This is a genomic window from Advenella sp. RU8 (genome assembly GCF_048381675.1).
GTDB lineage: Bacteria > Pseudomonadota > Gammaproteobacteria > Burkholderiales > Burkholderiaceae_B > Advenella.
On record NZ_JBLWIS010000001.1, the window covers coordinates 76,534 to 101,649 of the forward strand.

A 25,116-nucleotide genomic window follows, 5' to 3' on the forward strand; every position below is an offset into this window, starting at 1 on the left:
AAACACACCAATATAAAAGAGAAGTTCATGTCAAATCATACTGGCGATACCGTGTTGATTAGTGAAGTAGGCCCAAGGGATGGCTTGCAGAGTATTAAGACAATTATGCCAACCGCCTTCAAGCTTAAATGGATTTCAGCGCTTTATGATGCGGGAGTCAGGGAAATTGAAGTGGGTTCTTTTGTTCCCAGCAAGCTGTTGCCACAATTGGCCGATACAGCCGAAGTGGTGGCGCATGCATTGCAGCACCCTGGCCTGACCGTGATGGCCCTGGTGCCGAATTTGCGCGGTGCGATCTCGGCTTTTGAAGCGGGTGTGCATAAAATTACCTTGCCTGTTTCTGCAAGTGTTGCCCATTCTCTGGCCAATGTGCGCAAGACACCGGAAGAAATGATTGAAGAGGCAAAGCGCATTGTTGCCTATCGTGATGCAAATTTTCCGGCTATTAGCATAGAGGCGGGTATTTCAACCGCTTTTGGTTGTACGCTCCAGGGCAAAGTCGAGGAGGATGATGTTATTCGTCTTTCAGTCATGGCTGCCGAGGCCGGTATTGATGATATCGGGCTGTCCGATACCACTGGCTATGCAAATCCCGGACAGGTGCGCCGGTTATTTAGACGGCTATTTGATGAAGTCGGTGATAAGGCAGGTGCGGCACATATGCATAATACCCGAGGTCTTGGGATTGCAAATTGCCTTGCCGCTTTTGAAGAGGGTGTCAGAACGTTTGATTCATCTCAGGGCGGGTTGGGAGGGTGTCCGTATGCGCCAGGGGCTTCAGGAAATGTGGTTACCGAGGATCTGGTGTTTATGTTTGAGGCGATGAATGTAAAGACCCATATCAATTATGAAAAATTAATGCAGGCACGGGTTGCTTTGCAGGAAGGTTTGCCAAATGAGCCCATCTATGGAATGACGCCCGAGGCTGGCTTACCTAAAGGGTTCATTCAATAACAATAATTAATAATACAGGAGCAATAATGTCTGAAGATAAAAAACTGCCTTTGGAAGGTGTTAGGGTTGTTGAGTTTACCCACATGGTGATGGGGCCAACATGTGGAATGGTGCTGGCTGACTTGGGGGCTGAAGTCATTAAGATAGAGCCGGTGAAAGGTGATAGCACCAGACATTTAATGGGGTCGGGCGCGGGTTTTTTCCCACTTTTCAATCGAAATAAAAAAAGTATTGCTCTTGATTTGCAAAGTCCAGAGGGTATAGAGATCGCGTATAAATTGATCTCAACGGCGGATATTGTCAGTGAGAACTTCAAGTCCGGCACCATGCAAAAACTTGGCCTGGATTATGAGTCTTTACGTCGTCAAAACGAAAGTTTGATTTACGTGAGTCATAAGGGGTTTTTGTCCGGTCCCTATGCCCATCGTACAGCGCTTGATGAGGTGGTACAGATGATGGGGGGGCTTGCGTATATGACAGGTCGCTCAGGGGATCCTTTAAGAGCCGGCACCAGTATTAATGACATTATGGGAGGCCTGTTTGGTGCAATAGGTGCCATGGCGGCGCTTATGCAGCGTACACATACCGGTAAAGGAATGGAAGTCCAATCGGCTCTATTTGAGAATAATGTGTTTTTGGTGGCGCAGCATATGATGCAATATGCGGTTACTGGAAATGCGGCAAAACCAATGCCAGAGCGGATTTCCGCATGGGGTATTTACGATGTTTTCACCTTGAAAGATGATGAACAGGTGTTTCTTGGTGTGGTCAGTGATACCCAGTGGGATCTTTTTTGTAATGCTTTCGGTTTCAAGGATTTGCGTGCTGATGATCGGTTGAAATCCAATAATGCCCGAGTCCAGCAAAGGTCCTGGTTGATGCCTGCGCTGCGTGAGAGATTGGCAGGGTTTAGTGCTAAAGAGATCATGGCAGTTTTTGAAAAACATGGTTTACCTTTTGCTCCTATTTCCAAACCACAGGATCTTTTCGATGATATCCATTTAAAAACAACGGGTGGGCTTGAAACCATGTCGCTTCCGAATGGTAAAGAGACTGTCGTGCCACTTTTGCCTATTACATTAGGGGGGGATCGGCTTCATATACGTATGGGCCCCCCAAAAATTGGTCAGAACAGTCTGGAGTTATTGACTGAATTAGGTTATTCCGAGATTGAGGTGAAACAGCTTTTTGATGGAAATGTTGTGCAAGCCGTTGCTTAAGAATGTTCCCTTTGTTGGTGGTTTTCCAGCAGGAGTTGCCAAAATGTCCGCTAATGATTTTATGGGGTGGGCATTGGATGTTTTTTTCTGTGTGACGTCATTGCTCGTTCCCACGCTCCCGCGTGGTAACGAGCGTAATAGAAGCTCGCTACCAGTTCAATTAGCTAGGCTCACGGCCATGACCGGTATGCCTAACTGAAAAAAGGAATAGCTTTTATGCTATTCCTTTTAGCGTTAAGGCTATTTAAAATTGCCAATTCACGGAAAGATTGCCCGCTAATGACTTTTGTCCTGCCTTAAAGAATTGGCTAGAGACCTGGGCACTTAGCATTAGGTTTTTATCTACTTGATATGCCAATCCTGCCCGAATACCTAGCGAGTCTCGCCCGGTAACTTTGTTTTGGGTGGTAAAGGCCGCTTCAGGTGAACCGTCAAAGTGGGCATGCAGGCTTGCTTTTTTATTTAGCAATTCCCTGTCCCAGCTTACTTGTAAATTGGCCAGTACTTCATTTTGCTGGCTAGTGGGTAGGCCCATGTCCAGGGTCAAGCCAAGGCTGGAACGCAGTGAGTTGAAGTGGCTGGACTTAATCACCAAGCGGCTATCCTCAGCGCCGGACTCGTTAAGTTTGGGGCGGTAAAGGCGGGTATAGGCCAGAGAAGCCATCGGCCCTGCACTAATGCGCTCACCCAGTGCCCAACGGTAACCCCCACCGGCCAGTAGCGAGCCACTCCAGCCAGTCCAGCTGCTGGATTGGCGGGCTGCGTAGCCTTCAAATTGGATGTTGCGGTGGAGTTTGCCATCTTCAATACCCAGTTGGGCCTGGCCAAAGGCATACATGCCGGTAAGTGGCTGGGGTGCATAACGGGCGTGCAGGCCAAGGTTGAAGCCGGTAGTGTGGCCTTTGCCGCTGTACGGGTCATCAAAGTGAACAGATTGGCGGCTAATGGCACCGTAGGCCCCCCATGTCCAGGCCGGGCTACTGGCGCTGCGTGTTTCTGCACCCAACACAACGCCGTATTGCTTGCTGTTGTAGCCCACTAGAGAGCCGCGTGTGTCTTGCCATACGCCACCTCCAAAGGGGACGACAAAACCGGTTGCAGAGTCAGCGGCAGGGGTGCCCAAGCGGTCGATCATGCCGGTAGCGCGGCTGGAGATAATGTTGCCAATCTGCTGTTCTCTGTTCAACGAGCTGGCGACCATGGTGCTGTAAACGGCAGGTGTGAGCTGGTTTAGCGCCTGGGTAACCACGTGGCCGTTGCTGGCTGAAAAGTCTAGCGTTTGCAGCAAAGCGCGGTTTTGTGGGGCATTGAGGGCAGCAAGGGTATATAAAGCATTACCCGCGCTTTGGGCGTTGGGATTTTGGGCATATTGGCTGTAGGCATTGGGTTGCCTATAAATACGTATGCCCACGTTGCCTGCTTGCAGGGGGTGCATGTTCACGGAAAGCGTGGGTGAATCCAGGTCTACCGAGACGGTGTTGAAGGTGCCGTCAATAGACCCGGCTTGTACCAGGCTGGCTGATTCTAGTAGCCAGTTTTGCCCGTACCAGTCGCGTTGAGGTGCCACGGTAAGTTGCCCGTTTAAGGCGGCGTTACCGCTAACCGCGAGCAGGTCATGCTCTTGTTGGCCATTGACTTCCATGATTAAACGGCCGGTAGGAGTTTGCAGGTAGTTGCCGGTAATGTCAATGCGGCCAATGGAGTTGCCGGGTGACAGGGTGCCGTTATTCTTAAAATGGCCATTGGGGTGTAAAACGTAGCGGCCATTGCCACCCAAGGTGGCATCTGCAGCCACATTCACACCATAAACATCGTATTGCCCATTAAGCCGGGTGGTGCCGCCCATGGGGAGCAGTTCAATGTTGTTGAGGCCGGTGATGTTGCCGTTGTATTGCCAGTTAAAGTTGGCATCGGGCAGGCCGGTGGCATACCCGTTGGTATCGGCCAGTTGGCCAAAGCTAATACGGGTGAGTCGTGGATTGCCGCTTTCATCCAGTTGGGCGTAATCAGAGCGAATATTCCCTTCAATGCGTGCGCCTTGCATAATATTAATGCGGTTAACCAGGGCGTTGCGGGATAGGTAAATGGCCTGTTCTTTACCCGCCACGCGGCCGGTAAGGTCAAAGGTGTCTACCAGCGCGCCATTGAGTTCTTCGGGCAGATAAGGGGTGGGTCTGAAAAAGGTGTGTATGTAAGAACCACGGTATTCATCTTCATTGCCCACAAGGTTGTTGCCAAAGTCAAAACTGACACCAATACCCAGGTCGCCCATGGCCTGGACATCACCGCGAATGTTAAGCTGGTGATTTTTACCATAGGCGAACATGACACCGCGCCCATTCAGGCCATCGGCATAAACGCGTGTGCCAGAGGGGATGAGCAGGTGGTTGGCTTCACCATCAACGCGAATACCGGCGCCACCGCCACCAATAGACAGTAAATCAGCCCGTTGAACAAGGGTATTGCGATTGCCGTAAATGTGCAGGCCCAAGCCTAGGGTGGCCGTGTTGTATTGGCCGGGCACGTAGGCGGTGCCTTCGGGGTTGCGTAAAAAGAAGCCGTTATTGTTTTCTATATACTGATCATTCCCGTACACTGAGTAGCCAAAGAAATTGCGCCGGTCGATGTTGTAGCCCAAGTCTTGAATAACCGCCAGTTCCAGCTCCGTGAAGTTGGTGTAGTTTCGATAAGTCTGATGGCTCATGAGGCTGTTTTTTAGCTCGAAGTGGCTCATGTAGTTATTGTCTAGTATTTTTTCACCAAAGATGGTGTATCCCAGCATTTTAACGGGCATGCCGGGCATGGCACCAGCCAGCACCTCTTGAACGTTTTCACCGGTAAAGTAGCCTTGGTCTTGTCGGACGTCAAAAGCGCCAGGTGATTCCGGGTTATTGCATAACGAGCACAAGATGGCTTGGCCAGGCCGTGCCGGGTTGCCGTTGTCATCCCGCAGGCCTTCGCCCCAAGCGCTTAAGAATGGAGCGTAGTGTGGGGTGCCCGTGCCGTTGGTGTCGAATACGAAGTTAAGAATACCCACAGCATGGCCAAGCTCGTGAAACAAGACAGCGTGCTGGTCCCATGGTCCATCAGGCCGGGGTATTTGCGAAGGGATGTAGGCAAGCGTGTCAAAATTTAAGTCACCAATGGCAATCGATCCATGTTCCTCAAGCATTTCCGAGCCGGGTACGCCTGCAAAGGTTACTTGCATGGGTATGTAGGCAAATTGTTCATCCTCATCAACAAGCGGACTAGTGGTGGCAAAGGCATCCGGTGTGCTTAATGTGCCTATTTTGATAATGGCAGGTAAGGCGCCAGGGGCTGGCTTCAGTATTTCCGCCCAGTACGACATGGCGCTGATAATCTTGCTTCTGTCCAAAGCGCTTAGGGGTCGTGTTGATTCAAGGGGATTTTGGTCGGCAGGCATGAAGCTGCCATCGCCAATGCCAAAGAAACGCAGTTTAAAAACGGTTTGGCCGGTGGGAGAGGTAATCAGCTGTTCTTCAATGGCATAGGCAGAGGGGGCCATGAAAGAAAGGGAAATTGCGAGTGCCAAAGTTTTCAGCTTGTTCATGAAAATGTTTTTTAATAAGTTAATCAAAAGGATATTGCCGGTAATCAGTTTTTTTACCATGAGTGATTAGACTTAACAACAGGTTTCATTTTTTGTTTTTCCTAAGGTTGTCTGCAATCGACAACGCGGGCAAGGTCTGCAGACCGGCTATAGCTTCTGATCCGCATGAGTAATCAAATTTCTTTATTGGCTTTTTCTGTGAAAAATGGCAATATCGATTTTACTTGCCGGTCAATAAATGTTCGGGCAAGCACCCGGATTTCCCATTGCATATTATGTTTAGAGAATAGACATGTCTTTTGATACTTGGCTTCTGCTTTTGATTACGTCGTTGGGTATATCGTTAGTCCCCGGGCCCAATGCTTTGCTGGTGCTTACGCATGGGGCCTTGCATGGACGGCAGAAAGCTTTGTTTACCATTATGGGTGGCTTGCTGGGCTTTGCAATTATGATTGGCCTGTGCGTTTTTGGGATTGGCGCATTGTTGAAGTCTTCGGTGTTCTGGTTTGGTGTGTTGAAGTGGGTGGGCGGGCTATATATTATCTGGCTGGGTATAAAGCTGTGGCTGTCGCCACCTATTTTGTTGGAAGAGGACCAGGCGATGGGTCAAACCGCTAGCAGTCAGTTGTTTAGCCAGGGGGCTTTATCTGCGATTACCAACCCCAAGGCTTTGCTTTTGTTCATGGCCATGTTGCCGCAATTTATTAATCCCAATGGCAATCTGTTTGTGCAGTTTCTGATTATTGCCATTACTTATTCATTGACCGAATTTGCGGCAGAGTATCTGTGTGTGTATGCTGCCAGCCATATACGGCCCTGGCTGGCCAGGGTTGGGAAGAGGTTCAACCAGGGGTTTGGCGGCTTGTTTGTGGTGATCGGTGCGGCTTTGCCTTTGCGTTCGTAGCGGGTCGTATTAAAATCAATCTTTAGCTAACCATTTTTGGAAATAGGGCATGAGTAACGATACAGATCTTGATTTTGATACCGCTTTCGACAATATTGATTTTGACGAAATTGAAAAGAAAAACGCCGAGCGCGTTCAGCAATTGGATGAGAACGTGCCCGAGGCGGATAATGATTGTGGTGATGCCTGCAAGATTTAAGCAGGCGCGGTGTAGGGGGCTAGGGCATTTATTGGGTTGGGCGTTTGCCGTGAAAAGCGTGATCCAGTAATTGCCGTACGCTGTCAAATTCAACCGGGCGGGGGTTCCAGTAAGCATTTGCCACGGCTAGCCTGGCAGCCTGGTCAAGGTTCTCTTCTTTTAATTCCAATGCTTTTAATGAATGCGCTATGCCCAGTTCCTGCAAAAGGTCGAACAGGGCTATTGGTGCAGGGTCTTGGGGCTGTCCTAATGCTCGGGATATGCGGTTCATGGCTTCGGGGGCGGCACTGGCGTTATAGGCAATTGAGTGGGGCAGGATGACGGCATGGGTATCTGCATGTGGCAGGTTAAAGCTGCCACCCAAGGTATGACAAAGCTTATGATGCAGGGCCATGCCAGCGCTGGCCAATACCATGCCGCATAGCCAGGCGCCATAAAGACAATCATTTCTGGCTTGTAAATCCTGGGTTGATTTCTGTAACCGGCGTAAGCCTGCGGCCATGGCGCGTATGCCTTCTTCAGCCATCAAGGCACTAACGGGGTTTATATCCTGCGCATATAGGCCTTCTGCGGCATGGGCAATGGCGTTAAGGCCACTGCTTGCCGATATGGCATAGGGCAGGTTCAGGCTAAGTTCAGGGTCGTATAGTACGGTTTTGGGTAAAACATGCGGGTCTTTGTTGGTGGTTTTCAGGCCTTGGCTGGTAATGCCATAAACCATGGTCATTTCAGAACCTGAATAGGTTGACGGAATGGCAATGAACGGCAGTTGTGTTTTGCTGGCTAGGGCTTTGGCTAAGCCAATGGTAGAGCCCCCGCCAATCGCCACATAGCCATCGGCACTGGATTGGGTGGTAATGTTTAAGGCATCTTCAACAATTTCAATGGGTACGTGCATTTTTGCCTGGTCGTAAATGCCGTTTGCCCGTTCAGCCAGGAGGTGCACTACTTTTTCAGCCAGGTGCCGTTGGCCTGGTGTGCTAAGGATGAATATTTTTTTCATGCCAAGAGCATCTGCTTCAGCGGCTATGTTGTGCAGGATGCCATTACCAAAGCAGACGCGAATGGGTTGTGCTGTGTATATAAAGTGTTGCATTGTTTTTGTCTTAGTAGTTGAAAGATACGTGCGGGTATTTTTGACCGCACGTATTAACTAAAGTGGTATTAAAATCAGTTCACTTTGGCGCCTGAATTTATAACGATGTCTGCCCATTTCTTGATTTCTGTTTTGGCAAACTGGTTCAGGTCACGGGTGTTTTCACCGCCAGGCTCCAATCCCAGGTTTTTCAGCTTTTCTATAAGCTCAGGATCGTTCATGGCTTCATTGGCCGAGCTTTTTAGTTTTTGCAATGCGGGCTCGGGGGTTTTGGATAAGGCATACAGCCTGAACCAGGGTACCAAATCATAATTTGTATTGGTTTGTTCGGCGATGGTGGGAACATTGGGCGCGGCTACACTTGAACTGACCCCAAAAAGTTGGACATCCTTTCGGCCTTTTTGGGGTTTTTTCTCGTGCCCACGCTCCTGTATGTGAACAAATGCCTTAAGCCTTGCTAGCCTCCAGCGCCTGGTCCAGGTCCGCAATAATGTCATCAATATGCTCAATACCTACAGACAGCCTGATCATGTCAGCGCTAACTCCAGCAGTGGCCAGTTCTTTTTCATTCAGCTGACGGTGGGTGGTGCTGGCAGGGTGGCAGGCCAGGGATTTGGCGTCGCCAATGTTAACCAGACGGGTAATTAATTGCAGGGCATCAATGAAACGGGCGCCGCCTTCGCTACCACCTTTAATGCCGAAGGTTAAAATGCCAGACGGTTTGCCGCCCATGTATTTTTGTGCCAGGGCGTGTTCGGGGTGGCTAGGCAGCCCGGCGTATTTTACCCATGCCACTTGCGGATGGTTGTTTAGGTGTTCGGCCACTTTAAGGGTGTTTTCGCAGTGGCGCTCCATGCGCAGGGAAAGGGTTTCAATGCCCTGAATAATCAGAAAAGCACTTAATGGGGCCAGGGCTGCGCCGGTGTTGCGCAACGGGCCAACGCGGCAGCGGCCAATAAACGCGGCGGGGCCAAAAGCTTCGGTGTAGACCACGCCATGGTAGGCTGGGTCGGGTTCGTTCAAAATGGCAAAGCGTTTTTTATTTTCGGCCCAGGGGAATTTGCCTGAGTCCACCACGGCACCGGCAATGGTGGTGCCATGGCCGCCAATGTATTTGGTTAGTGAGTGCACTACAATGTCGGCACCGTGTTCAAAGGGGCGGCACAGGGCGGGCGAGGCTACGGTGTTGTCAACAATCAGCGGTACGCCATGGCGGTGGGCAGCATCAGCCAAGGCCTGGATGTCAATAATATTGCCAGCCGGGTTGCCAATGGATTCGCAGAAGACGGCTTTGGTGTTGTCGTCAATAAGCGCTTCCAGGGCGGCAATGTCGTTATGGGGCGCAAAGCGTACTTCAATGCCTTGGCGCGGGAATGAATGTGCGAACAGGTTGTAGGTACCACCGTACAGAGTGCTGACTGAAACAATGTTGTCACCGGCCCCGGCAATGGTCTGGATGGCATAAGTAATCGCGGCCATGCCCGAGGCTACTACCAGCGCTGCAATCCCGCCTTCCAGTGCGGCAACACGCTCTTCAAGCACAGCATTGGTGGGATTCATGATGCGGGTGTAAATATTGCCAGCCACTTTCAGGTCAAACAAGTCAGCACCGTGCTGGGTGTTGTCAAACGCGTAAGAAGTGGTTTGGTAAATAGGCACCGCTACGGCTTTGGTGGTGGGTTCGGGTTTGTAGCCGGCGTGAATGGCCAGTGTTTCTAACTTCATGCTTCCTCCTGGGGATAAAAACAGCAAATATGTATTCCCACGCAGGAGCGTGGGAATGAGGTAATGTGTATGTATAAGAAAAAGGTTAATCCGTAGACTAGCAGATTTTACATAACTCCAAGTTATTTTGTTATTGCAAATGGAGGTATGCGTCCCCACGCAGGCACGTGGGGACGAGGTGGTGAGGCTCCTGCGCGGGGATGTGGTTCATGCTAAAAACGGGATCTGTACTTGCGCTTGTTCCCATGCGCCAGCGCGGGAACATGGTCATCGTGAATTGGTTTTATAATGCTCTTGAAATCGGATGTTACGTTCGCCGGACCGTGTTTTTCTTGTATCTGTGGCAAAATGGCGTACCCCGTATATTTCTAATAAAATAGCGTAATCCGTGTATTTTTCAAAAAATAACGTACCCTATATATTCTTAATTTTCTTTCCTGATAACGCTTTTTATGTCCAACTTTACCATTGCCGCTTTATATAAATTTGTAGAATTGCCCGATTACGAGGCAATGCGTGAACCCTTGCAGGCTTTTTGCGAGCAGCATAATGTAAAGGGTACTTTGTTGCTGGCGCTTGAAGGCATTAATGGCACGATTGCCGGCCCGCGCGAGGGGATTGAGGCGGTGTTGGCTTATTTGCGTAATGACCCGCGCCTGGCAACCCTGGAGCATAAAGAGTCCTGGTCGGAAGACCGTGAGCCGTTTCACCGGATGCGGGTGCGCCTGAAAAAAGAAATCGTCACCATGGGGCAGCCCAATGTGAATGGGCAGAATGCAGGCACGTATGTGAAGCCCGAAGACTGGAATGCCCTGATTTCCGATCCTGATGTGGTGTTGATTGATACCCGCAATGATTACGAAGTGGATATTGGCACATTCAAGGGAGCGGTTAATCCTGAAACGGTGACGTTCCGTGAGTTTCCGCAGTGGGTTCAGGAGCAGGCCAAAGAAGGCGGTTTGCTGGACAAGAACAAGAAAAAGAAAGTGGCTATGTTCTGCACCGGCGGGATTCGTTGTGAAAAATCAACCGCTTATATGAAATCCCAGGGCTACGATGAAGTCTATCACTTGGAAGGTGGCATTCTGAAGTACCTGGAAACCATTCCCCAACCAGAAAGCCTGTGGGACGGAGAGTGCTTTGTATTTGATGAGCGGGTTTCAGTTGGGCATGGGCTGGTGCCTGGGCCATATATTCAATGTCGTGCTTGCCGACATCCTTTAAGTGATGAAGACCGTGCATCACCGCATTATGTGCGTGGCGAAAGTTGCCCGCATTGCTGGGACAAGATAACCGAAGAGCAGCGCGAACGTTTCAGGGAAAGACAGCGCCAGGTGGATTTGGCCGAAAAGCGCCATGAGGGCCATATTGGTGCAAAAATGGATGAACAAATTCGCAAGCGCCGCGAAGAAAAACTGGCACAAAAAGAAAAATCCCGTCTGATAGCACATGAGCTTGATCAACAAAAGAGCAAATAATTATTTTTATGTGTTGAAAAAGTGCATAAATTAGTGCATACCCTAAGTGTGAATTGTCACATTGTGGTGCATAATGCTCTTCATGCAGGTGAGGAGACAAAATGCTCGGCAAAGATCGGGCAACTTGCTGGTAACGGCTCTTAAGCAGTAAGCGGTTCCAAAATAAATACAAGATAGGGCGATTAATGTCACAAGCATTAATCGCCCTTATTAATTTCAGCACGGCTTATGCATTCCCACGCGAGCGTGGGAACACTTTGCTTAAGCCTTAGTGTTTAATAACACCAGCAAAGCACCGGTTCCGCCCATGCTTTCAGGGGCCTGGATAAATGCCTGGGTGGCTTCCAGTTGCCGTAGCCATGCTTTCACCATCTCTTTTAACACTGCCTGCCCGTCTTTAGAACCATAGCCTTTGCCGTGAATGATGCAAACACAACGTATCTGATGCTGCAGGCAAGACTGAATGAACCTGTCAAAACGTTCTGCGGCTTGTTCTGCGGTAGTGCCATGCAGGTCCAAGGTGGCAGAAACGGGCCAGGTGCCACGGGCCAGTTTTTTCAGCAGATCTTTACCATGGGCATGTTGCACGTAAGTATTGTCATCGGCCGGTTCGTTTTTGCCAACTTGTACTGGGCGGGTGTCTTGCCTGGCACCGGGGGCCGGGTTAAGTGCTGGCGCTGCTTTGCCTTCGGCTTGTGCCCGCCGGGCCAGTACCAAGGCATTGGGCGACTTGGGGCTGGCCACATGTGAGATACGATTGCTGCCTGGCAGGGGGGTAACCCCCTTTACCGATTGCCTGAACAGGGCGGCATCTTCACTGGACAGTGCGGCGGCTGCGGCACTGCCAGAAACGGATTTTTTCTGCCGGGCCTGTTCTTTTGCCTGTTTTTCTGCCTTGGCCTGTTCCGCGCTGTATTTTTTCTGCAGGCGTTTCAGGTCTTCAAGGCTTCCTTTAATTACCTTCATTTTCCAACCAGCGTTGTGCATCAAGGGCAGCCATACAACCTGTACCTGCACTGGTAATGGCCTGGCGGTAAATATGGTCTTGTACGTCACCGGCCGCAAAAACGCCGGGTACGGACGTCATGGTGGCAAAGCCTTGCTGGCCGCCATGGGTTTTAATGTAGCCGCCGTGTTCCATTTCCAACTGGCCTTCGAAAATGCGGGTGTTGGGTTGGTGGCCAATCGCAATGAATGCGCCCGTAACTGCCAATTCCTGTGTGGTATTATCTTGCGTGTTGCGAATGCGTACACCGGTTACACCGTTGTCGTCGCCCAGTACTTCGTCAAGAGTGTGAAACAGTTGCAGTTCCATATTGCCGTTTTTGACTTTTTCCATCATTTTGTCAATCAAGATAGGTTCGGCACGGAATTTGTCGCGGCGGTGAATAACCGTTACCTTGCGGCAGATGTTCGACAGGTACAGGGCTTCTTCAACGGCTGTGTTGCCACCGCCCACCACGACCACGTCCTGGTTGCGATAGAAAAAGCCGTCGCAGGTGGCGCAGGCAGACACGCCTTTGCCCATGAAGGCTTCTTCGGAAGGCAGGCCCAGGTATTTGGCGCTGGCGCCGGTGGCAATGATTAAACTGTCGCAGGTGTAAACATTGCCCATGTCTGAATATAGGGTGAACGGACGTTTGGACAGGTCCACGCGCTCAATCTGGTCTAGAATGATTTCAGTGTTGAAGCGTTCTGCGTGTTGTAAAAAACGCTGCATCAGGTCGGGCCCTTGCACGCCTTCGGGATCGGCTGGCCAGTTGTCTACATCGGTGGTGGTCATGAGCTGGCCGCCTTGTGCCATGCCGGTAACCAGTACCGGGTTCAGGTTGGCGCGGGCTGCATAAACTGCCGCAGAATAGCCAGCCGGGCCAGAGCCCAGAATCAAAACCTTGGAATGTTTAACATCGCTCATTTATATTCATCCTATAATGGTAATCCACAATTATAATATGACTTATGGCACGTTCTTCTAATACACTTTCAAATCGCACAGCTGGTCGCAACAAACGCAACCAGAAAAGCGGCTCTTCCCCCGCAACCGATCGCGTGGTTTCCCTGTTTGGCGAGGCCAAATGGGTGCTGTATGCGGCATTGGCCGCGGCTTTGGCGTTCACGCTGTTTACCTGGCATCCCACCGATCCCGGCTGGGTCAGCACTTCTTCCTCCCAACAGGTGCAAAACAGGCTGGGTATTGTGGGGGCTTACGTTTCAGACATTCTGTATTACCTGGTGGGGTTTTCCGCCTGGTGGTTGGTGATTTGCTTTGTGCAAAGAATGTGGGTGGGTTATCGCCGCTTAATGAAACGCATTGTGCTTGATCCAGACCTGGATTTACCCCGCGTGCACTGGGAGCAGGGCATTGGTTTTGTCATGCTGTTTCTGGGTTCAATGGGTTTTGAGGCCAGCCAGATGCAGAGTGTGGGCGAACAACTCCCCGGTGGCGCGGGCGGGGTGTTGGGGCAGAGTTTTGCCAAGTTCTTGCATGACCTGATTAGCCCCAGCAGTTCGGCCGTTGCACTGTTCCTGTTGCTGGCCTTGGGCATTAGTTTCTTTTTTGGTTTTTCATGGTTGGCGGTGGCTGAAAAAATTGGTTTTGCCATTCAGCGTTTTATTGGCAGTATTGGTAACTTTTTCAGTGCCCGCAAAGACCGCAAGGCCGGAGAGGCTGCCAAAGCGGTGCGCCAGGAAAATCTGGTAGAGCAAAAAGTAAAATTAACCCACGAACAACCGGTAAGAATAGAACCGGCCATTACCAGCATTCCCAAGTCAGAGCGGGTGATTAAGGAAAAGCAGCAAACCCTGTTCCCGGCCGTGCGCCAGGAGTCCGAAGGCACGTTGCCGGCCCTGGATTTGCTTGATCCGGCCCAGGACAACGTAGAAACCGTTTCTCCGGAAACCATTGAATATACGTCCCGCCTTATTGAAAAGAAATTGCGTGATTTTGGGGTGGAAGTTACCGTGGTGGCCGCCCAGGCCGGGCCGGTTATTACCCGCTATGAAATAGAACCGGCCACGGGGGTCAAGGGCAGCCAGATTGTTAACTTGTCCAAAGACCTGGCCCGGGCGCTTAGCTTAATTAGCATTCGGGTGGTGGAAACCATTCCCGGCAAGAATTTGATGGGGCTTGAATTGCCCAATCCGCGCCGTCAAATGGTGCGCCTGTCTGAAATTATTGGCTCCAAAACCTATCACGACAACCCTTCAGCCCTAACCATGGTGCTGGGTAAAGATATTGCCGGCAATCCGGTGGTGGCCGACCTGGCCAAGATGCCCCATTTGCTGGTGGCCGGTACGACCGGTTCAGGCAAGTCGGTGGGTATTAATGCCATGATCCTGTCTTTGTTGTACAAGGCTGATGCCTCTCAGGTTCGCTTGATCCTTATTGATCCGAAAATGCTGGAAATGAGCATTTACGAGGGCATTCCCCATTTGCTGGCTCCGGTGGTTACCGATATGCGCCAGGCTGCCAACGCGCTGAATTGGTGTGTGGGCGAAATGGAAAAGCGCTACAAGCTGATGAGTAAAATGGGGGTACGCAATTTAAGTGGTTATAACGCTAAAATTCGCGAAGCCGCCAAAAAAGGCGAGTCTATCCCCAACCCGTTTTCTTTAACCCCCGAAGAGCCCGAGCCCTTGACCACATTGCCATTTATTGTGGTGGTGATTGACGAGTTGGCCGACTTGATGATGGTGGTGGGCAAGAAAATTGAAGAGCTGATTGCCCGTTTGGCACAAAAAGCCCGTGCCTCGGGTATTCACCTGGTACTGGCTACCCAGCGGCCCAGTGTCGATGTGATTACCGGCCTGATCAAGGCCAATATTCCTACCCGTATTGCTTTCCAGGTGTCTTCAAAAATAGACTCGCGTACCATTCTTGACCAGATGGGGGCTGAAACCCTGTTGGGCCAAGGTGATATGCTGTTTCTGCCACCGGGTACCGGTTTGCCACGGCGGGTGCATGGCGCCTTTGTGGCTGATGAAGAAGTGCACCGTGTGGTAGAGTGCCTGAAAGAACAAGGCGAGGCCGACTATGTCGATGGTATTCTGGAAGGCGGCGTGCCCGGAGAAACGGGTGATGGCCTGGGCAGTGTGACCGGTTTTGCCGATCCTGAGTCTGATCCTTTATATGATCAGGCGGTGGCGATTGTGTTGAAAAACCGCCGGGCATCCATTTCTTCGGTGCAGCGTCATTTGCGCATTGGCTACAACCGTGCCGCTCGTTTGCTGGAGCAAATGGAGCAGGCGGGTGTGGTGTCTGCCATGCAGTCTAACGGCAACCGGGAAATTCTGGTGCCAGCCGGGCAGGAAGAGGGCTGATTATTTCAAGGCCGTAATTGTATTTACGCTTGTGTAACAGTGTGGTGGGGAGAATTCTGTTAAAAACAAGACGTAGGTTGCGTGAAACTTCCAGAGCTGGTTGTGTAAAATCAAACCCCACCCAATCGAAGCCCCGCCGGGGTGGTTGTGTAAAGCATTCAACCTCACCCAGTAAATCCCGCCTCCGCGGGAATTGACAAAAACACATCTAGGTTGCACTGCCAATAGTGGCGGGGTTTTCCGGAGAATATTGAATGAAGAAAAAAGCGTTTCTTGCGACCATTACCCTGACATTGGCCGCTTCCAGCTGGGGTGTTCAGGCGCAATCCATTTCGGTATCACCTTCTTTTCAGCTGCCTGATGCAGGCCTGAATACAGATTTGCAAAACTTGAAGTTTGAGGATATTCCGGAAGTCAAGAACAGTGTGCGGGCCGATGCCAGCCAGCAATTGAAGGATTTTGTGCGGAATGTGAAATCGGCCAGTGGCCAGTTTGCCCAGCAAACTACCGGTTCGGGCGCACAAACCGGTTCCTTCGGTTTCGAGCGGCCCGGCAAGTTTTACTGGAATGTGGCTACGCCCTACGAGCAGAAGGTCATCTCAGACGGAAAAACCGTATACCAGTACGATCCCGATTTAATGCAGGTGACTCAGCGTCCGGTCAACCAGGCGGTGGGGGCTTCTCCGGCAGCGATTCTGTTTGGGTCGGGTTCGCTGGACGAAAGCTTTAATGTCAGCGTGTTGCCGGCCCAAGATGGCCTGATGTGGTTGCGCGCCACCCCTAAAGTGCCTGATGCCGGTTTGTCGCACGTGGATATCGCGTTTGCCAATAACCTGCCAGCCGAGTTGGTGATCCTGGACTCTTTCGGACAAACCACCAATATCAAGATGCGTAATTTTAAATCTAACGCCAAAATTCCAGCCAGTCAGTTCCAGTTCAAGGCACCGGCCGGGGTAGATACCGTTAAAATGTAACTTAATGAACGACAATGATTTATTCCAATCCCAGGCATTAAGTTCAGCGCCACTGGCCGAGCGCTTGCGGCCGCGTACGTTAGACCAGGTAGTGGGGCAGTCGCATTTGCTGGCGCCAGGCAAGCCGTTGCGGGTGGCGTTTGAGTCTGGCCGGCCGCATTCCATGATTTTTTGGGGTCCGCCGGGTGTGGGCAAAACTACGCTGGCCCGCCTTATGACGAGTGGCTTCGATGCCCAGTTTATTGCCATTTCCGCCGTGCTGGGCGGGGTGAAAGACATTCGTGAAGCCGTGACCGCTGCGCAGGTGGCGCAAGGGCAGGGACGCAAAACTATTCTGTTTGTCGATGAAGTCCATCGGTTCAACAAGGCCCAACAAGACGCTTTTTTGCCTTATGTTGAAAGCGGCTTGTTTACCTTTATTGGCGCCACCACCGAAAACCCTTCATTTGAAATGAATTCGGCCCTGCTGTCCCGGGCCCGGGTGTACGTGCTGGAATCACTGAAGCAGGAAGAGCTGCTGGAACTAATCAACCGTGCGGTAGAGCTGGTAAACAGTGACCACCCTGAACACCCGGTAACCATGGACGAGGCGGCCCGCGCGCAGTTGGCTGCCTGGGCCGATGGTGATGCCCGCCGCCTGATTAATGCAGTAGAAGTGGTGCTGGATTCAGCCATCTCTTCAGGACGCGACCTGGTAGACACAGCCTGGCTGGAAATTGCCCTGTCGCAAAACCTGCGCCGTTTCGACAAAGGGGGCGATGCTTTCTACGACCAGATTTCCGCCCTGCATAAATCGGTACGTGGTTCAGACCCGGATGCCGCCCTGTATTGGTTTACCCGTATGCTGGATGGTGGGGCCGATGCCAAATACCTGTCGCGCCGGATTGTGCGCATGGCCTGGGAAGATATTGGCCTGGCCGACCCGCGCGCCATGCAAATTGCCAATGATGCGGCTGCCACTTATGAGCGGCTGGGTTCGCCCGAAGGAGAACTGGCTTTGGCGCAAGCGGTTATTTACCTGGCGGTGGCTGCCAAAAGCAATGCAGGTTATATGGCTTACAACCAGGCCCGCGCGTTTGTGAAACAGGACAAAAGCCGCGAAGTGCCCCCTCATCTTCGCAATGCCCCCACCAAACTCATGAAAGAACTGGGCCACGGTCACGCTTACCGCTACGCCCATGACGAACCCAATGCCTACGCCGCTGGCGAAAACTACTTCCCTGAAGGCATGCGCAAACCCGGCTGGTATCAACCCGTACCTCGCGGGCTGGAAATCAAGATTGCTGAAAAAATGGCGTTTTTGAAAACGCTGGATGAAGAAGCGCGGAAGAAGAAATAGATTAATTGTCGGGCCGGATGGATTTGGCTATGTTGAGTTATGTTGCTACGCTCTGCTTGCTATGATGATCCAGATCCGGATGCTCTTGCTTGAACATCCGGTTTATGTGTTTACCTGATAATTAAATTATGTTATCTTATATGATAACAAGAAGAAGCGTGGATAATGATCTGGAAAGTTGAGTTTTATGATGGAGTAGAGGATGTAATTCTTGATATGCCTCCTAAAATACAGGCCCGTATGATTAAATTGCTTGAACTTATGGAAAAACATGGGGCAAATTTAGGATCACCGCATACAGAGGCTTTAGGTGATGGTCTGTTTGAAATAAGAGCAAAAGCTCAAGAGGGTATTGGGCGAGGGTTATTCTGTTACTTAAAAGGTCGGCATATTTACGTTTTACATGTTTTTGTGAAAAAAACTCAAAAAATACCTAAAACAGAGCTAATGTTGGCAAAACAGCGACAAAAAGAGGTTAATTTATTATGAGTTTAAAGAAATTAAAACAGCGGGCATTTGAAAATAGTGAAGTTAAACAGGAGTACGACAAACTGACAGAGGAATTTGCGCTGGTTGATCAGTTGCTTTCCATGCGTAGCAAGGCTGGTTTAACGCAGGAAGAGGTTGCCAGGCGGATGCAAACACAAAAAAGCAATATTAGCAGGCTGGAGCGGGGCAATAGCAATCCCAGCTGGAATACTTTAGTGAAATACGCGCACGCCTGCGGTTTTGAATTGGGCTTGAATCTATTGCGTCAATAGCGCTTGCTCGTTCCCACACTCCCGCTTGGTAACGAAGATTACGTCAATAGCGTTTGCCCGTGAATTTTCTGCGGGCTGGCAGAATGCCGTTTATAATGGTAGCCTTTGGTGCTCACGTAACAATCGGCGTGAAGCAAAGTCTTCCGGCTTTCTGCCGGGAACCCCAACATACTTGAACCCTGTTTAAAAAGAAGATTATGTTAGATCCTGTTTTATTGCGCAAAGATTTACCCCGGGTGGTAGCGGCGTTGAAACGTCGTGGCGTTGAGTTTGATGAAGAACGCTTCAATGCCCTGGAAGCCCGCCGCAAGGCGGTTCAGGTTGAAACCGAAACCCTGCAGGCCCAGCGCAATGCGCTGGCCAAGCAAATTGGCAAACTCAAGTCGCAAGGACAGGATGCCAGCGAGGTGATGGCAGAATCCCAGGCCATTCCCGGCAAGTTGAAAGAACTGGAAGGGCAGTTGAACGAGATCAAGCAAGAGCTTGATGGCTGGTTAATGTCCATTCCCAACCTGCCTAATGATGCCGTACCCGATGGTAAAGACAGCGATGACAACGTTGAAGTGCGCCGCTGGTTGCCAGGCAAGGAATATGTAAAAGACGACATGCCGGCTGCGCTGGGCTTTGAAGTGGCCGATCACGTGGCGCTGGGTGAAAAACTGGGTATGGAATTTGATACTGCAGCCAAGCTCTCGGGTTCACGCTTTGTGTTCATGCGTGGCCAAATGGCGCGCCTGCACCGTGCCCTGTCACAGTTCATGCTAGACCTGCACACTGCGGAACACGGCTACACCGAATGCTACACCCCTTACATTGTCAACAGTTCCACCCTGTTTGGTACGGGTCAGCTGCCCAAGTTCAAGGAAGACATGTTCTGGGTGACCAAAGGGGGCGATGATGAACCCCAGGTAGACGAGCAGGGCAACCCGGTGGCCAAAGAAGAGCTGTATCTTATTTCCACCTCTGAAATCACGCTCACCAGTACGGTGGCCGATGAAATCGTGCCCGGTGCCAGTTTGCCCATCAGGCTGACCGCGCATACGCCTTGTTTTCGCTCCGAGGCCGGCAGTGGTGGTCGTGACACCCGTGGCATGATTCGCCAGCACCAGTTTGACAAGGTTGAAATGGTGCAGGTGGTGCATCCTGAAAAATCTTATGATGCACTGGAAGAAATGGTTGGCCATGCCGAAAAAGTATTGCAGCTGCTGGGCGTGCCTTACCGTGTGGTCTTGTTGTGCGCCGGTGACATGGGATTTGGCGCCAGCAAAACCTATGACCTTGAAGTGTGGATTCCTTCCCAGGATACCTGGCGCGAGATTTCTTCGGTTTCCAATTGCGAGGCTTTCCAGGCCCGTCGCATGCAGGCGCGTTTCCGTAACGAGCAGGGCAAGACCGAATACGCCCATACCTTGAACGGTTCCGGCCTGGCCGTGGGCCGTGCCCTGGTGGCGGTGCTTGAAAATTACCAGCAGGCTGACGGCAGCATTGTGGTGCCAGAGGTATTGCAACCTTACATGGGTGGCCTCAAGGTACTTCAACCTTAAATGTACATCCCCACGCAGGAGCATGGGGACGAGAGCGAGCGTAGTGAGTACGTAATGCCCGCAGTTAAAGTTGATGATGAAAAGGCATATAAAAGCGGAATAAGTTTTTCATATCAAGGCCTTGTCTATTTTTTATTGGACAAGGCCTTATGTTTGGTTTAAATATAAAGGCATTATCAGATATTTTTCTGTGTTCCATTTAATTGCCTGTCCGGGTGCAAAGCGTGCCGGGCGGCATTCTTCACAAAAGTAGGTTGAATTTATGTTATTTGTTTTATCTCCCGCCAAAAAACTGGATTACGATACCCCGTTGGCCATTAACAAACATACCCAGCCTTTCTTTGTACCGCAGGCCGCTGAATTAATTAATATTCTTAAAACCAAGTCTGCCGAAGAGATTTCCGCCCTGATGAGTTTAAGTCCGGCGTTGTCCGAGTTGAATGCAGGCCGGTATGTTGCCTGGACGACTACGTTTAACCAGCAGAATTCACGCCAGGCTCTGTTTGCTTTTAATGGCGATGTGTATGAAGGCCTTGAGGCGCAAACCCTGAATGAAGCCCAGGTTGACTGGGCTCAGGAACATATTGCCATTTTAAGCGGGCTTTATGGGGTGTTGCGTCCGCTTGATTTGATGCAGCCTTACCGGCTTGAAATGGGCACCCGGCTGGAAAATGCCAAGGGTAAAAACCTGTATGCGTTCTGGGGTAGCCAGATTGCCGCTTACCTGAATGCGCGTTTGCAGGCGCTGGATGCCAGGGTGGTGGTAAATCTGGCCTCTGAAGAATATTTCAAATCGGTTGACCTTAAAACATTGGATGCGCGTGTGGTACAGTGCGTATTCCAGGATTATAAAAATGGTGTTTACAAAATCATCAGTTTCAATGCCAAGCGGGCACGTGGACTGATGGCACGTTTTGCCATAGAGACAAAAGCACAAAAACCCGAAGACCTGCAGTTATTTGACAAGGAGGATTACAGGTTTGATCCTGAGGTATCCAGCCCGGACAAGCTTGTATTCAGAAGGAAGCAATGAATGCAAAAACAGGCATACGCATTTTTTTAATTTTTGCGATAGGTTATTTTTTATCGTATGTATTCAGGGGCTTAAACATTGGGTTTGCCCCTTTTTTGGCTGCAGAGCTGGGGTTATCGGCTGGCGACCTCGGTTTGCTAACCAGTGCGTATTTTGCCAGTTTTGCCCTGGCGCAATTGCCCGCCGGTCTGGCGCTGGATACTTTCGGTGCCCGTAAAACCGAGGCCTGCCTGCTCTTGGTGGCTGCCGTGGGAACTGTGGTTTATGGTATGTCCAGTGGCATGATTGGCCTGTTTGCGGGCCGTTTTTTAATTGGGGCAGGCGTGTCGGTGTGTTTGGGGGCCGCTTTTATGGCGCTGGCGCAAAATTTCCCCATGTCCCGCTTGCCCATGCTCAATGGCGTACTGGTGGCGTTGGGTGGCATGGGTGGAGTGGTAGTGGGGACGCCACTGGCCTCCTTGCTTGAACACTATTCATGGCAAACCATTAGTATTGGCATGGCCGGTTGTACCTTGCTGGTTGCTGCGCTGATATGGTTTGGCGTGGTCGAGCCCAAGGCACAGCGAAACAGGCCCAAAATGTCTTTCCGCAAGCAACTGGAAGGTACCCGGCGTATTCTTTCACACCGTGTGTTCTGGCAATTGGCTTCTTTGCCTTCGGTTTGTGGTGGTGCATTTTATGCGGCCCAGTCATTATGGGTGCGTCCTTACATGATTCAGGCGCAGGGCATGTTGCCTGAACAGGCTGACCGTCTGGTTTCCCTGCTAGGCCTTACCATGGTGGCCGGTACGGCGGTTACCGGTTTACTGGCCCGCAAACTGGAGCGCCTGGGCTTGAACTTGTTCCGTTTTGCCGGGTTGGGCATGTTGGCTTTCCTGTTTATCCAACTAGTGGTAATCATGCAGTGGCCAGTGCCTGATGTGCTGTTGTGGAGTGCTTACGGGTTTTCTGCCTCCAGCGGCATTCTGGCTTATTCAGTCATGGCCGAAGTGTTTCCTCAGCAGGTGGTGGGACGAGTGACCACGGCTTTTAACATGGTGTACTTTGTGTGTATTTTTTCCATGCAGATGGGAATTGGTTATATTTTGGACGTCTGGCCTCATCAAGATGGCATCTATCCGGTCCAGGCGCATATCACAGCCTGGGGGATTATGCTGGGCCTGCAATTGCTGGCTGCTTTATGGTATTTCTGGCCAGCGGCGCTTAAGGTAGAGTCTGCTGAATTTGCTTGAAGCTGTTGGTTCCCACGCGAGCGTGGGAACCAGAAGACAGGAAGACTCACCGCTTCTATGCTTCTGCTGGGGAGTGAGAAGTCGTGCCCGTTAAACCCGCCTCTTGGTCTGGCGCCTTTTCAATGGATGGCATCAGGCCCAGTTCAGCGGCCTGTTTGCGTATGTTTTGCACTGCTTTTTGCATTTGCTTCAGCGGGAAGGCCAGGTTGCTATAGTCGCCGTCGGTTTCAATCTGGCTGGGCGGATCGGGTACTTCGGTGCGGTTTTCATCCAGCATGGCCTCAATGTAATTGAGTGATTGTTGCATTTTCGGAGGCGTTTCGGGCAGGCTGGCCAGGTAAGGAATCAGCGAATTGATTTCACTGCCTACCGTATCGTTTTGCACCAGCAGCTTGTTTAACTGCCTGATGTGAATTTGCTTGGATTTAGGCTCGTTCAGCATGCGGGCCACACTGTCGGCAAATTCGCTGTAGGCGGTATGCAGGTTTTTTCGGGCCAGCTGGGTGCTGAAAAAGAAAATATTATCAGCCGGAGACGGGTCTTTTTCCCGGTTACTCTGTTGCTGGCTGGATTGTGCATACAGCATGGCGTTTTGCAGGTAATCGTGATTGGCCTGAATGGTTTTGCGGGCCAGTTTCAGGATTTGCTGCTTTTCCCACCAGGGGAAAACAAAACTGCAGCCAAATGCAATTAAGCAGGCAAGGGCGGTATCCAGTGCCCGCTCGCCAATAATAAACAGCACGCTGGGGGTCAGGAAATAAAAACCAATCAGTACGTAAATGGTAATGTAGGTAGAGCCCAGGCGGTAGTTGGTGGCCACAAAAGCGTTACCTAACACCATGGCCATGAGCATGATAATGAACAGGACCACGGGATTGTCGGTAAGCAAAAACAGCAACAGTGTAATGGCGCAGCCCAGAATGGTGCCGGTCAGCCGCTTTTCGGTGCGCTGGCGGGTTAAGGCAAAACCGGGGCGCATAATAATCAGAATCGTGATCACGATCCAGTAACTGTGCGTAGTCAGGGTACGGATGGTTGCCGAATCCGAATAGAGCAGCGGGGCAAGGTTAATGCCCAGCAATACCACGAATACCGCCAGCGTAACGCGCAAGGCATAGCGGAAAATGGCCGATCCCATATTCAGGTTGCGACGGAGTTTATCCAGGCGGATTTCCTGGCTGGTTTGAAACTGGATCAGCGAGTGGTCGCGACGAAGCGTGTTCAAAGGCTCGATTTTGGTGTTTTCGCGCAGGTTGTCGGCAATACGGTTGATAAAGCGGTTGGCATTACGCATGCGTCGCAAAATTTGCACCGCCAGTGCATAGGTTTCCGGGTCTTCTTTTTGCAGGCCGTTGTTGCGCAACTGTTCGATTTCAAACTCAATGGCCCGCAATTCCGCCTTGACACTGTTGCGGTAATCAACCGGGCGGTTGCGGGACAGGCTAAGGGCCGTGCGGTTCAGGGTACGGCTTTGTTTGAACAGGGTGTCGCGCATGAAGAGCAGAATGTCGTGGTCCCTGAAGCGTTCGCGAAGCCGGACGTAGTCGGTTTGGGTGGCCACCAGGGTGTCCAGCAGGGCAATCATGTCAATGAAAATATTCCACAAAATAATGCGCTGGCGGTCATTGCGGTGTTTGCCTTCGGGCAGGTTCCTGAGTACGACGTCACGGGCGGTTTGGTGACGGTTGGTCATGGACACCATTTTGGGCGTGAGCTGTCGGTAACAGTCGTCCAGGTCTTTGGCCGTGTCGTACAGGTCGGCACGGGCTTTCATGTAGTCGGCTGTGGCATACAGGGCATCTGCCAGGGTTTGGCGCTCTTCACGAAAACGGAAAATATGACTGCTGATAATGCTGAACAGGAAATAGCTGGCGCTACCCAGGAGGGTATACTGGGTATGATTCAGGGCCTGTTCCGGAGTCAGCGGGGTGCTTAAGGTCAGCATCATGATGAGCATGCAGCCAAAACCAATGAAACCGCCCCTGACCCCATACACCGACAGCATGGAAAAGAAAAACACCTGGGCGCAAATGACAATCAGCACCAGTGGCGGGTATGGGTTGATCAGGCCGGTAAGCAAGGCGGCCAGGTTGCCCATGATGAGCCCGGCCAGCATTTCATTGAAGCGGGATTTTTTGGTGCCGCCAGGCTGGTCGATTAGCGCAATACAAAGTGCACCGGCCGCAAACGCCATGCCTTCATTGTGTTTCTGGAAGATCCCCAGGAATATGACAACCGGCAACAGGACGCCGATTGCCTTGCGTACGGCGTAGAAAAGACTGGGGCTGTAAAGGAATTTGGTGATGTTTTCAGCGCGTAAATCCATTGGGGGCTAATTCGTTGAATGTGTTGAGGTTATTGATGTTAACCATCTTAATATGAATTGCTCCTGAATGGCCCAGGCCGGGCTGCAAATTTGTGACCCGCTTGCCACAGCCGTTTAGGCGAAATTGCAATTGTTGTTTGCTTTCCGTGCTGCAATGCGGTACATTTAAAGCTTGTTTATTTTGCAAAACCTTAAGCAAAATAAGTGGTTTGCATAGTTTTCATGCTATCCGCATGATTTTTTTGCGCCCAGCAGTAAATAGAATACAGCTCTTGGCCGCGCCACAAGCGTTGTTGCCTAAGCCTCCATTTCGAACTATTTTGCGTTTTTAAACGCGTTAGCGAAAGTTGGTTGATCATGCATGCGCTGGTTTTTCAGCGTCCTCGGGTGGATTTTCTCCGTGAGAAATGAAGCGCCGTCGATGAAGAACAAAGCGGTTC

General features: G+C 51.0%; 20 protein-coding genes. 13 read left to right on the forward strand and 7 right to left on the reverse strand.

The window, feature by feature from the left end; all coding sequences use genetic code 11:
- Positions 1-27: 27 nt before the first annotated feature.
- The gene (locus tag ACM5Q9_RS00360) at positions 28-954 is read left to right on the forward strand and encodes a hydroxymethylglutaryl-CoA lyase (protein WP_418142755.1); all 927 of its coding nucleotides are present in this window, start codon (positions 28-30) and stop codon (positions 952-954) included.
- 26 nt (positions 955-980) lie between these two features.
- Positions 981-2,174 carry a CaiB/BaiF CoA transferase family protein gene (locus ACM5Q9_RS00365; RefSeq protein ID WP_418142756.1) on the forward strand — a complete coding sequence of 398 codons (1,194 nt, stop codon included), beginning with the start codon at positions 981-983 and terminating at the stop codon, positions 2,172-2,174.
- A 244-nt stretch (positions 2,175-2,418) separates the two neighbouring features.
- Here the strand turns inward: ACM5Q9_RS00365 and ACM5Q9_RS00370 are convergent, their stop codons facing one another.
- Positions 2,419-5,745, reverse strand: coding sequence for an autotransporter outer membrane beta-barrel domain-containing protein (locus ACM5Q9_RS00370; protein WP_418142757.1), 3,327 nt, complete (start codon positions 5,743-5,745; stop codon positions 2,419-2,421).
- A gap of 292 nt (positions 5,746-6,037) precedes the next feature.
- Between ACM5Q9_RS00370 and ACM5Q9_RS00375 the strand changes: the two genes are divergently transcribed.
- Positions 6,038-6,649 carry a LysE family translocator gene (locus ACM5Q9_RS00375; RefSeq protein ID WP_418142758.1) on the forward strand — a complete coding sequence of 204 codons (612 nt, stop codon included), beginning with the start codon at positions 6,038-6,040 and terminating at the stop codon, positions 6,647-6,649.
- Between the two features lie 49 nt (positions 6,650-6,698).
- The gene (locus ACM5Q9_RS00380; protein WP_418142759.1) at positions 6,699-6,848 is read left to right on the forward strand and encodes a hypothetical protein; all 150 of its coding nucleotides are present in this window, start codon (positions 6,699-6,701) and stop codon (positions 6,846-6,848) included.
- Positions 6,849-6,876: 28 nt separating this feature from the next.
- Here the strand turns inward: ACM5Q9_RS00380 and ACM5Q9_RS00385 are convergent, their stop codons facing one another.
- From ACM5Q9_RS00385 to ACM5Q9_RS00395, 3 genes are all read right to left on the reverse strand, one after another.
- A complete protein-coding gene (locus ACM5Q9_RS00385; RefSeq protein WP_418142760.1) occupies positions 6,877-7,944 on the reverse strand; it encodes a maleylacetate reductase in 1,068 nt (355 codons plus the stop codon).
- A 74-nt stretch (positions 7,945-8,018) separates the two neighbouring features.
- The gene (locus tag ACM5Q9_RS00390; RefSeq protein WP_418142761.1) at positions 8,019-8,441 is read right to left on the reverse strand and encodes a tripartite tricarboxylate transporter substrate-binding protein; all 423 of its coding nucleotides are present in this window, start codon (positions 8,439-8,441) and stop codon (positions 8,019-8,021) included.
- Positions 8,392-9,669: a bifunctional O-acetylhomoserine aminocarboxypropyltransferase/cysteine synthase gene (locus ACM5Q9_RS00395; RefSeq protein WP_418142762.1), complete on the reverse strand. Its 1,278-nt coding sequence runs from the start codon at positions 9,667-9,669 to the stop codon at positions 8,392-8,394. Before ACM5Q9_RS00395 ends, ACM5Q9_RS00390 begins: the two co-directional genes overlap by 50 nt.
- A gap of 452 nt (positions 9,670-10,121) precedes the next feature.
- Between ACM5Q9_RS00395 and ACM5Q9_RS00400 the strand changes: the two genes are divergently transcribed.
- A complete protein-coding gene (locus tag ACM5Q9_RS00400) occupies positions 10,122-11,147 on the forward strand; it encodes a rhodanese-related sulfurtransferase (RefSeq protein WP_418142763.1) in 1,026 nt (341 codons plus the stop codon).
- Between the two features lie 261 nt (positions 11,148-11,408).
- On the opposite strand, the gene ACM5Q9_RS00405 is transcribed toward ACM5Q9_RS00400, so the two are convergent.
- Positions 11,409-12,113, reverse strand: coding sequence for a Smr/MutS family protein (locus ACM5Q9_RS00405; RefSeq protein ID WP_418142764.1), 705 nt, complete (start codon positions 12,111-12,113; stop codon positions 11,409-11,411).
- The gene (gene trxB / locus ACM5Q9_RS00410) at positions 12,100-13,062 is read right to left on the reverse strand and encodes a thioredoxin-disulfide reductase (protein ID WP_418142765.1); all 963 of its coding nucleotides are present in this window, start codon (positions 13,060-13,062) and stop codon (positions 12,100-12,102) included. The genes ACM5Q9_RS00405 and trxB overlap by 14 nt, the downstream gene beginning before the upstream one ends.
- A 44-nt stretch (positions 13,063-13,106) precedes the next feature.
- Between trxB and ACM5Q9_RS00415 the strand changes: the two genes are divergently transcribed.
- The 8 genes from ACM5Q9_RS00415 to ACM5Q9_RS00450 all read left to right on the forward strand — a co-directional run bounded on the left by ACM5Q9_RS00415 (position 13,107) and on the right by ACM5Q9_RS00450 (position 22,350).
- Positions 13,107-15,467 carry a DNA translocase FtsK gene (locus ACM5Q9_RS00415; RefSeq protein ID WP_418142766.1) on the forward strand — a complete coding sequence of 787 codons (2,361 nt, stop codon included), beginning with the start codon at positions 13,107-13,109 and terminating at the stop codon, positions 15,465-15,467.
- A gap of 254 nt (positions 15,468-15,721) precedes the next feature.
- On the forward strand, positions 15,722-16,441 hold the full coding sequence (gene lolA, locus ACM5Q9_RS00420; RefSeq protein ID WP_418142767.1) for an outer membrane lipoprotein chaperone LolA: 720 nt from the start codon (positions 15,722-15,724) through the stop codon (positions 16,439-16,441).
- A 4-nt stretch (positions 16,442-16,445) separates the two neighbouring features.
- Positions 16,446-17,780, forward strand: a complete 1,335-nt coding sequence (locus tag ACM5Q9_RS00425) for a replication-associated recombination protein A (RefSeq protein ID WP_418142768.1) — start codon at positions 16,446-16,448, stop codon at positions 17,778-17,780.
- A gap of 165 nt (positions 17,781-17,945) precedes the next feature.
- Positions 17,946-18,269, forward strand: coding sequence for a type II toxin-antitoxin system RelE/ParE family toxin (locus tag ACM5Q9_RS00430; protein ID WP_418142769.1), 324 nt, complete (start codon positions 17,946-17,948; stop codon positions 18,267-18,269).
- Positions 18,266-18,541, forward strand: coding sequence for a helix-turn-helix domain-containing protein (locus ACM5Q9_RS00435; protein WP_418142770.1), 276 nt, complete (start codon positions 18,266-18,268; stop codon positions 18,539-18,541). The genes ACM5Q9_RS00430 and ACM5Q9_RS00435 overlap by 4 nt, the downstream gene beginning before the upstream one ends.
- A gap of 197 nt (positions 18,542-18,738) precedes the next feature.
- Complete coding sequence (serS, locus tag ACM5Q9_RS00440) at positions 18,739-20,085, forward strand: serine--tRNA ligase (protein ID WP_418142771.1); 1,347 nt, start codon at positions 18,739-18,741, stop codon at positions 20,083-20,085.
- Positions 20,086-20,347: 262 nt separating this feature from the next.
- On the forward strand, positions 20,348-21,118 hold the full coding sequence (gene yaaA, locus ACM5Q9_RS00445; RefSeq protein WP_418142772.1) for a peroxide stress protein YaaA: 771 nt from the start codon (positions 20,348-20,350) through the stop codon (positions 21,116-21,118).
- A complete protein-coding gene (locus ACM5Q9_RS00450) occupies positions 21,115-22,350 on the forward strand; it encodes an MFS transporter (RefSeq protein WP_418142773.1) in 1,236 nt (411 codons plus the stop codon). The genes yaaA and ACM5Q9_RS00450 overlap by 4 nt, the downstream gene beginning before the upstream one ends.
- Before the next feature lie 55 nt (positions 22,351-22,405).
- On the opposite strand, the gene ACM5Q9_RS00455 is transcribed toward ACM5Q9_RS00450, so the two are convergent.
- Positions 22,406-24,676 (reverse strand): FUSC family membrane protein, encoded by a 2,271-nt coding sequence (locus ACM5Q9_RS00455; RefSeq protein ID WP_418142774.1) that lies wholly within the window; start codon positions 24,674-24,676, stop codon positions 22,406-22,408.
- Positions 24,677-25,116: the final 440 nt, after the last annotated feature.